Source organism: Glutamicibacter arilaitensis (assembly GCF_044793945.1).
In the GTDB taxonomy this organism is placed as follows: domain Bacteria; phylum Actinomycetota; class Actinomycetes; order Actinomycetales; family Micrococcaceae; genus Glutamicibacter; species Glutamicibacter arilaitensis_B.
The window spans coordinates 1,383,752-1,398,320 of record NZ_CP084994.1 but is presented as its reverse complement, the minus strand read 5'-3'; the positions used below and the strand labels follow the sequence as shown (position 1 = coordinate 1,398,320).

The 14,569-nt window shown below is 50.2% G+C and carries 11 protein-coding genes; 1 reads left to right on the top strand and 10 read right to left on the bottom strand.

Features of this window, described 5'->3' with window-relative positions; genetic code table 11:
- Nucleotide 1: 1 nt before the first annotated feature.
- From LG294_RS06465 to LG294_RS06425, 9 genes are all read right to left on the bottom strand, one after another.
- Entirely contained in the window at nucleotides 2-1,165 is a 1,164-nt protein-coding gene (locus LG294_RS06465; RefSeq protein WP_404290628.1) for a glycosyltransferase, read from the bottom strand.
- Nucleotides 1,166-1,236: 71 nt separating this feature from the next.
- Complete coding sequence (locus LG294_RS06460) at nucleotides 1,237-2,205, bottom strand: glycosyltransferase (RefSeq protein WP_404290626.1); 969 nt, start codon at nucleotides 2,203-2,205, stop codon at nucleotides 1,237-1,239.
- Between the two features lie 48 nt (nucleotides 2,206-2,253).
- On the bottom strand, nucleotides 2,254-3,390 hold the full coding sequence (gene wecB / locus LG294_RS06455; RefSeq protein WP_404290624.1) for a non-hydrolyzing UDP-N-acetylglucosamine 2-epimerase: 1,137 nt from the start codon (nucleotides 3,388-3,390) through the stop codon (nucleotides 2,254-2,256).
- A gap of 10 nt (nucleotides 3,391-3,400) precedes the next feature.
- A complete protein-coding gene (locus LG294_RS06450) occupies nucleotides 3,401-4,498 on the bottom strand; it encodes an NAD-dependent epimerase/dehydratase family protein (protein ID WP_404290622.1) in 1,098 nt (365 codons plus the stop codon).
- On the bottom strand, nucleotides 4,495-5,514 hold the full coding sequence (locus LG294_RS06445; RefSeq protein ID WP_404291664.1) for a polysaccharide biosynthesis protein: 1,020 nt from the start codon (nucleotides 5,512-5,514) through the stop codon (nucleotides 4,495-4,497). Before LG294_RS06445 ends, LG294_RS06450 begins: the two co-directional genes overlap by 4 nt.
- Nucleotides 5,515-5,579: 65 nt before the next feature.
- A complete protein-coding gene (locus LG294_RS06440) occupies nucleotides 5,580-6,167 on the bottom strand; it encodes a sugar transferase (RefSeq protein ID WP_404290620.1) in 588 nt (195 codons plus the stop codon).
- Nucleotides 6,164-7,333 (bottom strand): DegT/DnrJ/EryC1/StrS family aminotransferase, encoded by a 1,170-nt coding sequence (locus LG294_RS06435; protein WP_404290618.1) that lies wholly within the window; start codon nucleotides 7,331-7,333, stop codon nucleotides 6,164-6,166. Before LG294_RS06435 ends, LG294_RS06440 begins: the two co-directional genes overlap by 4 nt.
- On the bottom strand, nucleotides 7,334-9,223 hold the full coding sequence (locus LG294_RS06430) for a GNAT family N-acetyltransferase (protein WP_404290616.1): 1,890 nt from the start codon (nucleotides 9,221-9,223) through the stop codon (nucleotides 7,334-7,336).
- A gap of 49 nt (nucleotides 9,224-9,272) precedes the next feature.
- Nucleotides 9,273-11,102 (bottom strand): polysaccharide biosynthesis protein, encoded by a 1,830-nt coding sequence (locus tag LG294_RS06425; RefSeq protein WP_404290614.1) that lies wholly within the window; start codon nucleotides 11,100-11,102, stop codon nucleotides 9,273-9,275.
- Nucleotides 11,103-12,980: 1,878 nt separating this feature from the next.
- Between LG294_RS06425 and LG294_RS06420 the strand changes: the two genes are divergently transcribed.
- A complete protein-coding gene (locus tag LG294_RS06420; protein WP_404290612.1) occupies nucleotides 12,981-13,694 on the top strand; it encodes a hypothetical protein in 714 nt (237 codons plus the stop codon).
- A 33-nt stretch (nucleotides 13,695-13,727) separates the two neighbouring features.
- Here the strand turns inward: LG294_RS06420 and LG294_RS06415 are convergent, their stop codons facing one another.
- The gene (locus LG294_RS06415; RefSeq protein ID WP_404290610.1) at nucleotides 13,728-14,507 is read right to left on the bottom strand and encodes a helix-turn-helix transcriptional regulator; all 780 of its coding nucleotides are present in this window, start codon (nucleotides 14,505-14,507) and stop codon (nucleotides 13,728-13,730) included.
- Between the last annotated feature and the right edge of the window lie 62 nt (nucleotides 14,508-14,569).

Below are 14,569 nucleotides of genomic sequence, written 5' to 3'. Positions count from 1 at the left end.
TCTATTTCGCCTCTGTTTCGGGATCTTTTATCCAGGGTGCAGCGGGACGAGCCGATCCGTCAGTTAAATAGCCAATAATTGCATGAAGGTAGCGGGCTCCAGACTTTGGGGATATACATTTGTCCGCCCAGCATGCGATATTCTCGCGATCGAATTTCGAATTTTGCACCATGTTATTTATCTGATGCAGCTGTGCCTGCAATTCTCCTGACTTCGTTGGGTTAAAGCTGCTGCCAATGGATGAGCGAAGTAACTCCACTGATCCGCATGATTGGGATACCAACACCGCAGTACCCTCTGTCAAAGCCTCATTAACGACGGCCCCCCAGCCATCGTATAAAGAGGGCAACACTAATACGTCGGCGTTGGCCATGTAATCTCGAACCTGAAGATTAGGTACGTTTCCTAGGATTCGGACTCTATCTCTTATGCCGGGAGAATTACACAACCTCAACAATCGTGACTGCTGACTTCCTGATCCTACTATGGTAAGACGACTTTCTTTTGGCAGAGTCTTGAAACTTCGAACCAGACCAGTTACATTTTTCCTGGATTCAAAAGTTCCAACATAAAGAAATTCGGACGGTCTAGATTTTATCCCCTTGCCGCTTATATTTGCCCCTACACCATTTGCCCTGCTATCAATTCTCTGGCTAGGCAGCACAAAGTATGCGAATGGGAATACATCCGTGAATCCTGCCCTAATGAATTGAGACTTCGCAAGGCCTCCAGTTGCCAATACCCCGCTTATAAAAGGATTCAGAGTCCGTGCGAGTTGGCGGAAAGCCACAGTCCGAAGCCTTCCGCGAATGCCCCGCTCATCCCAAGGCTCCGAATAAATTAAGACCTTAGGTCTGTGCCCGTTCCAGTGATCCAAAACTTTTTTGTGCTTCCATATTTCATGCCTCAAGCCTGAGACGATATGCACAGTATTGGCGGCGGGTAGCATGGCCATCTGGAGGATGGTGGCTGAAGAGGGAGCCACAATTACCTCTGCCTGCCCGAAATTTCCTGAGTCCCAGCCCTGCCGGGTACGCTCGCTTGGGACAGCGCTAGTCGCCATAAGAATAACCTTGTGGTTCGAGAGCGCGGCTAATTCGGATATAAGGGGTGCCTGATGAATTGACAACATGTGTTGCCAAAACAAAATAGTGGTTTGCTGCATGCAATTCCTTCTGAGTACTAGACGCCAACTCACGAATTCCTGTAGTCCATACGACGGAAGAAAACGATTTTCTAAATAGGAACCAGCATCCAGTCAAAGTAGTCTGTCGGATTAAACGGCTTCCCATCAGGATTAGGTGAATCTTGTAAGGCGTCAGAGACGGCTCGGCCCAGGCTACCTTTCCGATCCTTGTTGTATCCGTGCAAGGCATTTCCGGCAAGTTCCCGTTGCTGTGAATTATCGTGTGCAATAACGCTACGCCCGTACACTCGTGCTTCAGCTAGCGGATAACCGAATGCTTCGAATTCCGGTGGGAAAAATACCGCTTGGCATTCTTGCCACCAAATTTCGAGCTCTTCGCTAGTCTGGTGCCCAATGAATTTAACTCGAGGGTGTCCTTCCAACTCTGGAATCTGGTCGGAACAACTTGGTATTGTTAGCTGAACCTCGGGTGATTTTTCAGTTTCCTCGAGAAACTGCAAAGCATGAAGACCAAGGTTCTTGTATGGTTGCGGAATGATTGGCATCAACACTTCGGACCGCCGCACAGGTTCGGTACCGGCCCATTCCGGAGTGGCTATCGGATGGAAGCGTACCTGAATCCGATCTGCCAGCGCAGGACATGATGAGGCGACTTGCTCAGCCATCCTGGAAGACGGTGCAATTAGATTCGCAGAACGCTTTGCTAATTGTCGAATCAATGGAATCTGCATTTTTAGTTCCGTTGTCGGCTTGAATCCAAGTGGGTTGAAATCAGATGGTCCAGCAAAGTGCAGTATGTTTCCCAGTAGGGTCTTGTTACGTTCTGGACCGTGCCAGAAACTTGCGTTGTTCAAAGAGATGCGGTTAGCCGCATCACGGCCCGCAATCTCTCTTTTCAGCAACCACTGTGGAGTTAGCCTTGATCCCTCGCCGATAACGGAAATTTGATCGTGTCTCTGGTGCTCATCTAAGTAAGCTCGCAGTTCGCGATAATATCTAGCAGAGCCCCCAGTAGCTGCTCCTGCCACGTCAATTAACCAATGAGTTTTCTGTGTCATGATTGATCCTTTAGTTCTAACCGGAGTCTCAGCATCGGACGATCCGCTTTATTTGCGAATACCGTTTCGTGCGTGGTGGGTGCTGGCAGTGGATCGAATAAAGTTCATGACGCGTCTGGATGAATCCCCGATTAGATATTCAGATGGAATGGTGTTTGGCCCCTCGTAGTGATGTTGGTCCAACGTAATCCGGACTGAGTCGACTACATCCGTCGGGTTTAGTCCCGAGGTGATAATTCCACCGGTGTCCAAAGCTTCCGGCCGTTCGATTGCGTCTCGGAGAGTAACTGCAGGGAAACCGAGCATCGTTGACTCTTCTGAAATCGTTCCAGAATCAGATATCACACAGCGCGCATCTAACTGAAGTTTGTTATAGTCCAAGAAACCCAGCGGTTTATGTAGTTTTATATTCGATCCGTGAGCAAGACCGAACTGCTCAATCCGTTGTCTCGTGCGCGGATGAGTAGAAACGAGCATCGGTAATTCCTGATCGTCAGCGACCGCTTGCAAAGAATCAAGAACCTGTTGGAGACGATCTTGGCGATCAACATTTTCTTCACGATGAACGCTTGCAAGAAGGTACTTTTTCGGTTGCAAATTCAATCGCTCGAGTATATTGGAACGTCGAATACCACCTTCGTACTTTGAAAGAACTTCTGCCATAGGCGAACCCATCAGCAGGATATTCTTCGGGTGTAAACCTTCAGCTAACAGGTTTCGTCGCGAATGTTCGGTGTACACCAGGTTGTAGTCACTAACGTGGTCTACAAGATGCCGATTTATCTCCTCCGGAACATTTGGATCAAACGATCTATTACCTGCTTCGAGGTGGTAGACAGGAACTTTCAATCGTTTGGCCATCAAAGCTGACACGCAACTATTCGTGTCTCCCAGGACAACCATGGCGTCAGGTTTTTCTTCGAGCAAGACCCGCTCGGTACCTTTTAGGACATCTGCGAGCACGCTGCCTAGCGACGTAGTATCTGCGTTCAGGAAGTGATCCGGACGGCGAAGCCCTAGGTCTTCAAAGAAGACTTCGTTTAGTTCATAGTCGTAGTTCTGCCCGGTGTGGACAAGCACGTGATCTGTTGCGTCTTCTAGCCGATGGATCACGCTGGCGAGGCGAATGATTTCTGGCCTAGTTCCTACGATGGTTACGACTTTCAGCTTTGAGCTGGCACTCATTATGTGATCACTAAACTTTCTCGTAGAAGGTGTCTGTATCGGATAGGTTGAAGATTTCATTTGTCCAAAACTGGGTGAGTACTTCGGAGTTTCCGGTGTTGGTGAGGTTATGGACCCAGCCAATGGGCATGTCCACTGCAGATAGTTCGTCACCATTCACAATTATCTCCGTGACCTCATCGGTGAACATCTTGCGCAAACAGATCTTGCCATGTCCCGCAAGAACAATAAACCGTTCCACTTTTCGCAAATGGTAGTGGTCTCCCCGCGTCACTCCGGGCTTTGTCGTCGAGAAGAATGTCTGACCTTCTCCCCCATGACTTTTCAGTGTTTCGACTAAGAAACCACGATCGTCACGTTTCGGCTCTAGCGATATTTTTGCTCGTTTCGCGAAGGAAGCAGCACGATAAACGTTGAATAGGTCCCTCATGAATGGCATTGAAATATCCGGGATTTCTCCGCGCTCATACTTCTCGTGGAAATCAATAAACACTTCCGCAATGACCGAGACGGCGACCTTTCGAACTTGCGAACTACTTATGTCCGAATCGCTAGTTGCATCGAGAATGAGCCGAGCAGCTTCTTGAGCATGCATCAGCGAAAGCTCTCGATCTTCTTTCACGGTGAGGGGCATCCCTTGTACGACTTGATGTGCGAAAGTCGCAACTACCGAGTTGTAGAAGGGCCGTCCTTCTTCGCCAAACAAGTTCGGTAGTTTCAATTCTATGAACTGAATACCTAGGTTGGTACAGGTAAGAGCCAAAATTTCTGCTGCAACTCGTTTGCCACGACCATAAGGGTTATCAAGATCCGCCTGAATTGAACTCGCATAAACAACAACTCTTGGTGGGTTAGTTGCCGCTTCTAAAGCACCTACAAGTTGCTCTGCAAGAAGTCTGTTCCCTTGCTCTACCTCTTCGTCAGATGCACGGTTGATTCCAGCTAAATGTACTAGGCGATCTACACTTTCCACTGCAGATGTTACAGATTGGAGGTCAAAGTGATCACCAAGTTTAATCGTTTCTACCTCTTTAATGCCCCGAGCGAAAGCCAGGATTCGCGTGTGCCATCCTAAAAATCCGCCAGCTCCAGTGAGCGCCAGTTTCATGACTTCCACCGTTCAAGCTCAACACGTACTTCAGGTAACGACAGAAGCAACTGTTTCGTCTCTTCGATGCTCATCCGAGGTGCTGTGTGGGAGTCGTAATCGTCATAAGTGCTTACAAGCTTTTGCCCCTCTTCAAAGAATGGCTTGTAATTCAACTGGCGATTATCTGCGGCTACACGGAAGTAAGAGTCATGATCATCGGCGCGCGCAAGTTCTTCACGAGTTGCAAGTTGTTCTGATAGCTTTTCGCCGTGTCTGGTTCCAATAACGTTGATCTCTGATGGAAGTTCGAAAATCTCGCATACTGCAGTCGCAAGGTCTCCGATGGTGCACGAAGGCACCTTTCGAATAAACAAGTCGCCCTGCTGAGCATTTTCGAAGGCATATGAAACTAGATCCACGCTTTGATCTAAACTCATCATGAAGCGCGTCATATTGGGATCTGTCACAGTAATGGGTCGATTTTGCTTCAGCTGTTTAATGAAAAGTGGTACAACGCTACCTCGGGAGTACAACACATTTCCATAGCGTACGCAGGACACTGTCGTTTCGGCTGAGGGATTCTCCAGTCCGTGTGCTTGCGCGACCTTTTCCATCAACGCCTTGGTCATGCCCATAGCGTTTACCGGGTAAACCGCTTTGTCGGTGCTTAGACAAACTACCGATTGAACACCGGATTGTTCGGCTGCTCTAATAACATTCTGGCTACCCTGGATGTTTGTCTTGACAGCTTGCATAGGAAAAAACTCGGCCGAAGGAACCTGTTTCAGCGCTGCGGCATGAAACACATGCGACATTCCTCTAGATGCGGGTATTACGCTATCGAAGTCGCGCACATCTCCAATAAAGTATCGGACCCGGTCATCGCCAAGTTCGTGACGCATGGCATCCTGTTTGGCTTCGTCACGACTCAATACATTGATTCGTTCACACCCAGAATCTAACAAGTGCCGCACCATTCGGTGCCCAAAGCTCCCGGTGCCTCCTGTGATGAGAACAGCCGATGGAACGACCATTGCGGGGCTTGGTTCTTGCACGCTTGCTCCTTTAGATTTCGTGAATAGTGAAGTTGGCACCGGCATCAAGATGCCACCACCGTTCGAATGGTCTGAAGAATGATTTTTATGTCGCCCGACATGCTTCGATGTTCAACGTACTCGGCATACATTTTTGCTTTTCTCGGTAGAATAACTTTAATGTAATGGCTAGCGGGATCATCAGCTATTTCAAGTTCTGCTGCTTCATTTCGATAATGGATGGACGCAGGATCGGTAATTCCCGGTCGAACACTGAGTATTAGTGGTCTTAGGTCATCAGGCCATTGCTTCACATACTCAGGTACTTCCGGTCGCGGTCCAACCAAAGACATTTCTCCTCGCACAACATCCCATAGCTGTGGTAGCTCATCCAATTTCGACTGCCGTAGTATGGCACCAATTGGAGTAATCCGCGGATCTGAAGTAGAAGAAACCGCCGGCCCTTGGTGTTCAGTCCTCATGGTTCGAAATTTATGGATAGTAAAAGTATGTCCTCGTAACCCCACCCGTTCTTGCCGAAACAATACAGGTCCATCCGATGTGAACTTGATCAGTACCGCGATTACTGCACAAACAGGTGCCGAGATCACGAGGCCAATACCAGCCACAGCGATGTCAACAACACGGTTCATCGGGTTCCTACAATGTTTATAACGGCAGCAATAACACGATCGACTTGTTCATCTGACATCGACGAGAAAATCGGAAGGCTGGCTGTTTCCGCGAAGGCTTTATTGGCTCCAGGGAAATCCTCAGCCAGGGGAGCAAACGTTTCAGACCAGTATGGGTGCAGATGCAACGGAATGAAGTGGACGCTGGTTCCGATTCCAAGCTCCGCCATCATTTCGATGAATTTGTCGCGTGCGATACCTGGGCTTTCGCCGATTCGCACCACAAATAAATGCCAGCTATGAGTCTGGCCTTCGGCAGGTAGTTCAGGCAATCCAAGTGGTAAACGCGCAAAAGCTTCCAGATATCGTTCAGCAATTTGTTGCCGACGCGCACGCATCTCTTCGGCACGTTCAAGTTGAACCGTCCCAATTGCTGCGGCGATGTCCGTCATATTGTATTTAAACCCTGGTGCCACGACTTCATATCGCCAAGATGGAACCTTAGACGTATAGCGTGCAAAAACATCGCGACTAATACCGTGCAAACGCATGGTGCGTGCTCGTGCAGCTAGTTCCGCATTACGTGTAACTAGCATGCCGCCTTCTCCGGTCGTGATGGTCTTTGTCGCGTAGAAGCTGAAGACCACGGCATCGCTCGAGCTATTGCCTACGAAGGCTGTTCCGTTGGTAGCAGGAAAAGCGTGAGCTGCGTCCTCTACCGTCTTTAGACCAAACTTGGTAGAAAATGTTTCCAGTGCCGATGAATCAATCGCGTTACCAGCAAAGTGGACGGGCATAACGGCTTTAGTTCGCGGGGTAACCATTGTAGCGGCATGGTCAAAATCAATGTTCAAAGTATGTTCATGCACGTCGACAAATACGGGAGTGGCGCCTACATATCTAACTACTTCAGCTGTCGAAGTAAATGTCCAAGTAGGAACCAGTACTTCGTCGCCAGGCCCTAAACCCAACGCTTCGACGGCCAAATGCAATCCGGCGGTCGCTGAATTGACAGCAACACAGTGAAGCTCTTTATCACCCAAAAAATGAGCAAACGCTCGTTCGAAGGCAGCAGTTTTTGGGCCTGTCGTTACCCAACCTGAACGCATGGTCTCTACCACCGCTTCAATTTCTTGCTCTGTGATGTCAGGCAAAGCGAACGGCAGAAATTCCTGTTCCATGCTCATTTACTGCTCCGTTTCCGGGATTTTAGACCCGAACTTGTCGGATAGTTGAACGTCTGCTGATAATTCATAAGAATACTGCGCCATAGAACGCCCCTCACGAGTGGAATACATACGGTCCAACGACCAGTCGTTCGACTCGTAAAAATGACGTACCTGATCATTTTCTTCAGAATCCGTGCTGAGATACGCTTTCGGTACCTTACTTGCACGAGCTTCACGTACCCAGGCGTCCAAGAGATCTTTACCTATGCCTTTTCCTTGTCCTGCTGGAGCGACAAAAATAGAGCTAAGAAGTGCACCAGGTATCGGTCCCGAAGAATCTCCTCGATAAGTCACTGCGCGAAACAGCCTTGGCATTTCGTTGGGAGCGCTAAGTGCGTGTCTCAAACTTGCAAGAGCAAACCCTAACCAGCGTCGACGCAGGAGTCTGCCGAAGAATCCATTCGGATCAGCGCTACCGACCGCTGCTCCGAGCACATTTCCTGAATTGTCTCGTGCCACACAAGTTAATGCGGAAGGGTCGCCGAGGAATCCCCGGTAGAACTGCCTGAGAAAGCTGTCTCCGAGACGAGAAAGGAAATATCCAGGAAAGGCCTGACGATGTAGAGCTGCTAGTTGGTCAATGTCTTCCGGACGGATCGGACCAAGTGCTTTGGAAATCTTGTCTTTCTTGCATGCATCTAAAAGTATTTGCTCAATTGCATCTGTAGTAGCGCTTAAACTGAATGTTTGCTCGTAGTACTTGCGGCCAGCAAGGCCTTGGGCCGCAAGCCCATCGCGACCGATCGCAGTTGCCTGTTCAAGAGCATGGGCAATTGCAACCGTGTCTCCTGGCTTCACTGCAAATCCGGCCTTCGCTTCTTCAATTACATCCGCTACATCTCCTGATGCGGCCACCAGAACGGCTTTTCCAGAGGCGAGAATTGATTGAGTTTTACTGGGCATCGTTACATGTGACAAGGGATGGTCTGCCAGTCCAACGTAGGCGATATCAGCCGTCGCTAAAAGGTCTGTCATTTGTTCCATCGGCTGCCGCCCGATAAACTGAATGCGGCCGTCAACGGAGGCCTGCCGTCGCAGGGATTCCTCTTCAGTTCCCGAGCCGGCCATGATGAGCCTTATATTCCTCGAGTCAATCTGGCCCATAGCTGCGATCAACGAGTCAAGTCCCTGGGCAGTACCCATCGACCCGGCGTATAAGATCACGATCTGATCATCCGTGATGTCGAACTCTGTGCGAAGTTGAGACCCTTCGGTGTTGAAGTGCACCTCATCAGCAGGTTTGGGGACGTAATGGATCTTGCTAGCCGGAACCTTGCGCGCGACCAAGATTGAACCGACGCCTTTTGCGATATGCACTATAGATTCCGACGAGCGATACATAGCATTTGTCCATGCTTTAAGTATCGGTCCCGCCACAGAGGCAACTTTCTGGGATCCCGATAGGCCAGAAACGAGCATCGTGTCCGGCCAAAGGTCCGCTACTTCGCATACGATCGGTGTACCACGAGTCAACTTCTGCAACCACATCGGAATTGCGACTGTAATCGGCGAATAATTGACCCACAATACGTCAATATCCCGGAACGCAGAACGACCAAATAATGCGGCGCTCATCCCGAACGATAGGTAATTAGCAATTCTTCCTATGCCGGAGCGGCCGTGCTGTGGCAACAAGAAAGTTCTAGTGACGTCTACACCGTCGAGTTTTTCACGAGACTTGGCTGAGACCTTGTATCCGTCCGCGATTTTCCCTGTTGGGTAATTAGGAAATCCCGTAAGAACCGTAACTTCATGACCGCGCCGAACGAGTTCACGTGCAAGGACCCCCGGTAAAGCCGCAGGCCCAGGCTCTGGGTCATACCACTGAGTCAGAATGCCGATTTTCACGACTCATCCTTTCGGTAACTAAAAATCTCAGTTGCAGAATTTCTATTGATCAAGGCTTTACGGTCTCTGTGTCCGACTGTAGATTCTTGGAATCACTTTTAATTCGATTCTGCATGCCCATTCGTTCCATCCAGACATTCTCATCCAAACGATCGGGACTCAACGGGTTTGCGTGCGTGTGGGAAATCTGAGGATGGAATGGCCTTTCGAGGTCTTCGTGCTCACCTACGAGCACCTCATGAAGTTTCTCCCCCTCACGCAGTCCTGTGAAGACTATTTCGATTTTCTTGCCTGACATGGCGATCATTCGTTTAGCAATGTCTAAGATTCGAACAGGCTGCCCCATATCGAGGATCAGGACTTCACTGGCCCGACCGATACCGCCCGCTTGGATAACAAGTTGGCAGGCTTCTGGAATAGTCATGAAGAAGCGGGTTGCTTCTGGATGAGTCACGGTCAATGGTCCACCGGCCTCAATCAAAGTTTGAAAGGTTGGTAGCATCGATCCACGGCTACCGATAACATTTCCGAATCGAACTGAAAGGTACTTTAGTCCGGTGTCCTCTGCGGCCCACGACGTGATCTTTTCAGCGACACGCTTGGAGTGCCCCAACACGCTAGTAGGGCTCGCAGCCTTATCGGTGGAAATGTTTACGAATGTCATGACACCGACTGCTCTAGCAGCATTCACCACGTTAAGCGTACCCAGAACATTGGTTTTCCAGGCTTCGAGTGGGTACTGCTCCAACATTGGCAGGTGTTTAAGGGCAGCCGCATGGAAGACTACTTCCGGTTTACGGTCTTTAAAGATGTCCAGCAAGTTCGCTTCTTCGCGAATATTCGCAAGAACCACTTCACGCGAATCAAGCAGTCCGTTACCCACAGTTTTCAACTGAACGTGTTGGAGACCGGTTTCGTCACGGTCCAACATGATGAGTTCCTTGGGACCGAACTTATAAATCTGCTGGCATAATTCCGAACCAATTGATCCACCAGCCCCAGTGACTAGGACACGCTTACCGGTTACGTAGTCCGCAATGTCCTCCACGCCGGTATCCAATGGCTGTCGACCGAGCAGGTCCTCAATTTTAATGTTCCGTAGATCTGAAACGGACACTGTCCCTGAAACCATTTGTTGCACACTTGGCGTAATTAGCACCTGCAGCCCAGCTTCTACACCATCATCAGTGAGCCTGCGAAGCAATGCGGCTTCAGCGTTTGCAATTGCAATAACGAGAACCTCAGCACTAGTCTCCCGGGCAGTCTCAATGATTCGGTCAGTATTACCCAAGACCTGAACATCGTGCAGTTTCAGTCGGCGCTTTGACGGATCGTCATCTAGCAGTCCAACCGGTCGTAGCGGAGAGTCGGGGTCGGTCATCATGCTACGTACGATTAGTCCCCCAGCATTTCCGGCACCGACCACGATTGTTGGTGCTGCTTCGGTGTTTGGCCTGCGTGATAGCTCCGAAGAAATACGTCGTAGGTAACGAACGCCAAACATCATCACTAGAGCAAGTGGGAAGGCAATTAGTACAGAACTCCGTGGAATACCCAACGAAGTTCCGAATATTAAGACTATAAACGTCAGTACCGCAGCCTCAACGAATACTGAGATTGAAACAGCGCGAACTTCGCCGAACGAGCCATAAGCAAAGTGCCCCGAGTACAGGCCTAAATAGAATCCCACTCCAACGTGCAGAATTCCCGCTCCAACACCTAATAAAAGCGTTGGAAGCCAGGAAACCGATTCGAGGTGAAATTCATAACGTAATACAACTGATGCATTCAATGATAAAAACCAGATAGCACAGTCGATAAATATTTGCATTAATGAGCGCAAGCGCGCATCTCGTAGCTGAGCGGCTTTAAGCTGCACAGTCCCCCCAAGTTCTTTCTGAAGCCCCCACCGGACCGCTTATTGCTTTATGCGCTTATATTAGTTGATGCAACAACCTGAAGCCAATTTAAGCCATTCTAAATTCCCAAACCTGAACGTCTGAAAATCACGTTTTTACGACCTTAGAAAAAGTATCTTCAAAAGCAATTGGTAATCATTTCGAATGTCCCTCATGAAATGGATAGCCCTTAGAGGGTTCACTTGCGGGCCGCCTTAAGCCAATTCTGCTCAGTCGCTGCCCCCTCCAACAACCAAAATCCAGGAGATGCGCCTCAAGTCGAATTAATACCAAGAACCATCAGACTCACAGAGATCCTTGAATTTCCGAGATTATTCATAGCTTTTACTCAGGTTTTGCGAGGGTAGGCTCTAGTTACGAAGCTCTGCGCTGCGCTTCTCGACAGTCCATACCGCCCCTCTCAATCCGGCACGGAAGGACAGCTATCCTGCGCCCACCTGTCGCCACCCATAGCCAATACAGTTAGTACAGCAAATGGATTGAATGGGATGCATGCAATTTTATGGCGTTCGTAGGCACGCCTCGCGCGGCAATGCATTATTAACACTTCTCGGCAATGTGAACGACCAAGTCGAAATATCAAAGGATCGTCCCCAGCGGAGATCGCTGGGCAATCGAGTTCGAATACTAAGGTCGAGGAGAGGAAATTTTCCATCATAACTTGAGGATTTTTACAGTCATGGCTGGCCGGAATCACTGAATCCCCGATAGCGCCCATCCTCTGGTATGTCGCACGACAAGTTGACCGCGCTGCAGCATATTGCTAACTTTGACGAGGTTTTATTGCTTCTTATTAGTGCTGTTGGTTGCCATGCCCTCCTATAACTGGTTTTCAACAGTCGATCATTGATGCTTAGCAGGTTGCCGACACATCCACTATGACGAGATTCTTGTCCGACTGGGTCAGACTCTGGCCGTACGAGGCGATGATCTGGACAGAATGCCTGCACATTGAATCCCCTGCCCAGTCGAATCAATCGTGAAAACCACGAACGTGCTGGATCGAGAACCTTCGATATTGCCAGTTACGCCGGTTCACGCATTCCAACTGAGCGATTGCAGAACGTGCCACAATCGGCTGACCGGACGCTATTTCACAGGATGCAATACTATTTCTTCGTCTACATTGTTTTGTTTCCACTACGTGGATTAGTAAAACTGCGCTATAGCTCAGGCCCCATACCAACTAGTTGCGCCACAGTGGGAACAGTATTGGGTAGCCAAGTTAGGTCTGTTCGTTGTCGACGTCTTCGTGACTGGCAATGAAGTTACCGCGAAAGCGGTCCAGGCTTCTCAAGTTTCAGGCCCGGTGCCCAGTCGGTTTCATTCGCGATTATTCATCAGAGCAGTGATGCTGGTGTCCTGCGTTTTTGTTCTAAATGCTTCGAAGAAAATACGGGCTGAGATTGGGTAGCCATATAGTTCCTGTGAACCTTGGGCACAAAATTGGCGTTCTTTATGTGGCGGTAGTGAAACTATCCACTCCATTACACCCTCATTAATCTGGGTCGAGCTCTAGAGATACCACTGAGTTCGCATATTTCTGGTGAGCCAGCATTAATTTTGATGCATAGTTTGCCAACTATTAACGAACTTTTCACCGTCACGCTGTGGACTTTAGTCGAGCCAAAATTCTGGCGAGAGAACCTTCCAAAAGTGTTGCGCACGCCTTCCATGAGAAGTTACCGTCGAAGACACAGAAAAGAATTACTAGCCATTAGCTTGTGTTTTATTATTTCTGCAAATGGTTGGAATGGGATAAATGCTTTTCCACGGCTCGCGAAATTTCAGCAATCAAAAGATGTCGGATCGTCCACCCAATCCACAGAAGGTGCAAGATGAAAAACAATCTCCCGCTCATCCTTTCGCTAGGATTCCTTCTGCTGCTCGCCACCTCGTGCGCAGCGGTCAACGAGCCCAGCAGCAGCCCGAGTAGCCCTCCCGTAGCCAAATCCACGGATAGTCCTTCACCGAGTAATTCCTCGTCCGCCACTGGGTCCACTCCAGTCTCCGGTGACGATCAAGTCACCGCGGATGACATCATCCCAACCTTGACCCGCCCTGATACTTCTGAAGATCAGCCGCCGGCAGAAATTGAAGACCCATCGATCAAGCAAGTGAGTTTCCGCGTCCTGGGGTCGTTGGCGTATGCGCAAGAATTCGCAGCGGTCAACGAATCCGGTGACCTGTGCTTGATCGCGTGGGCAAATAGCGGAGATGGAGACGGCACGGCGACGCTCACCGGACCGGAAATCGAATGCGACGAGCCTGCCGAGGTGAAGTCCGAGGGACTATCCCTTCGAATCGACAGCACTAAGGGCAACCCCGGCGTCGTGCTCCATATGCTGCCTCCAGACCTTACCGAAGATGTAGTCCGCACAGAACTGCTGAAGATTCCAGGAAATCATGAGGATCTACGTCCGCCGGTCGAATTCAATGCCACCAACTTTGGACTTGTATCCGTAGCCATGACCCCGCAAACCGCGGACGGGCTCGGCCAAATCAGCATTCCCCGGCCGGATGGCTCGGACTTCAAGCTCGATCTCGACTAACCACCACCACAGCAGCGGATGAGCAGCCGCATCCTAGCGCGGGGCATAAACCAATAAGGTGAGATCCGGAGCCTCCGCCGGAGTCAGATTGTGCTGCTCGTACCGGGTAAGTCCCTTATCGGGGTGTTGGAAAAGGCGCTCGCGAGTGCCGAATCCGGCGACATCACGCTCCTTCCAGATTGCGGCGAACTCCGGTGAAGCTTCCGATACGCGTGCCACGATGCCGCTATCCCCCGAAGGGCTGAGCCATCCCCGGGTTTCGGCACGGAAGCTGCCCACGAAGCTTCGACTCTGTGCTTCCCAGTCTGGGAGCATTTCGCGTAATTGATCATCGGTGAACACCAGCCAGAGCAGGTTCCGGTCAGTCTCTTCAAGAGATGCAATCCGCGGGTAGAGCGTTGCGTAGGCTGCGTTCCAGCCAATAATTCTCCAGTCCGCGGCGATCAGGAACGCAGGGAAGTCCAAGGCATCGAGCAATCGCTGCAGGGCGGGGGTCACCTCACTTGTCACATCTGAAATGCTTTCGCCGTGCCCACCCAACGACAAGAGGTAAGTACTCTCCACCGGAGTCAGTCGATAGAGCCTTGCCAGCGAGTCCAGTACCTGGCGTGAAGGGTTGATGTCCCTTGATTGTTCCAGCCAGGTGTACCAGGTGACCGAAACTCCAGCGAGGGTGGCGACCTCCTCGCGCCGCAGCCCGCGCACTCGGCTTCTCCCTACCTCGGGCAGTCCATGCGAGGCACGCTCCGCGCGAGCTCGGCGGTCTTTGAGGAAGGCTGCAAGTTCTTCCCTGCGCCGCTGACCAGCGTTCATAATTGGTCCTTTTATCATGGTAGTAGTACTACTAGTATCAACGCCGTCTGGGTCAGGGAACA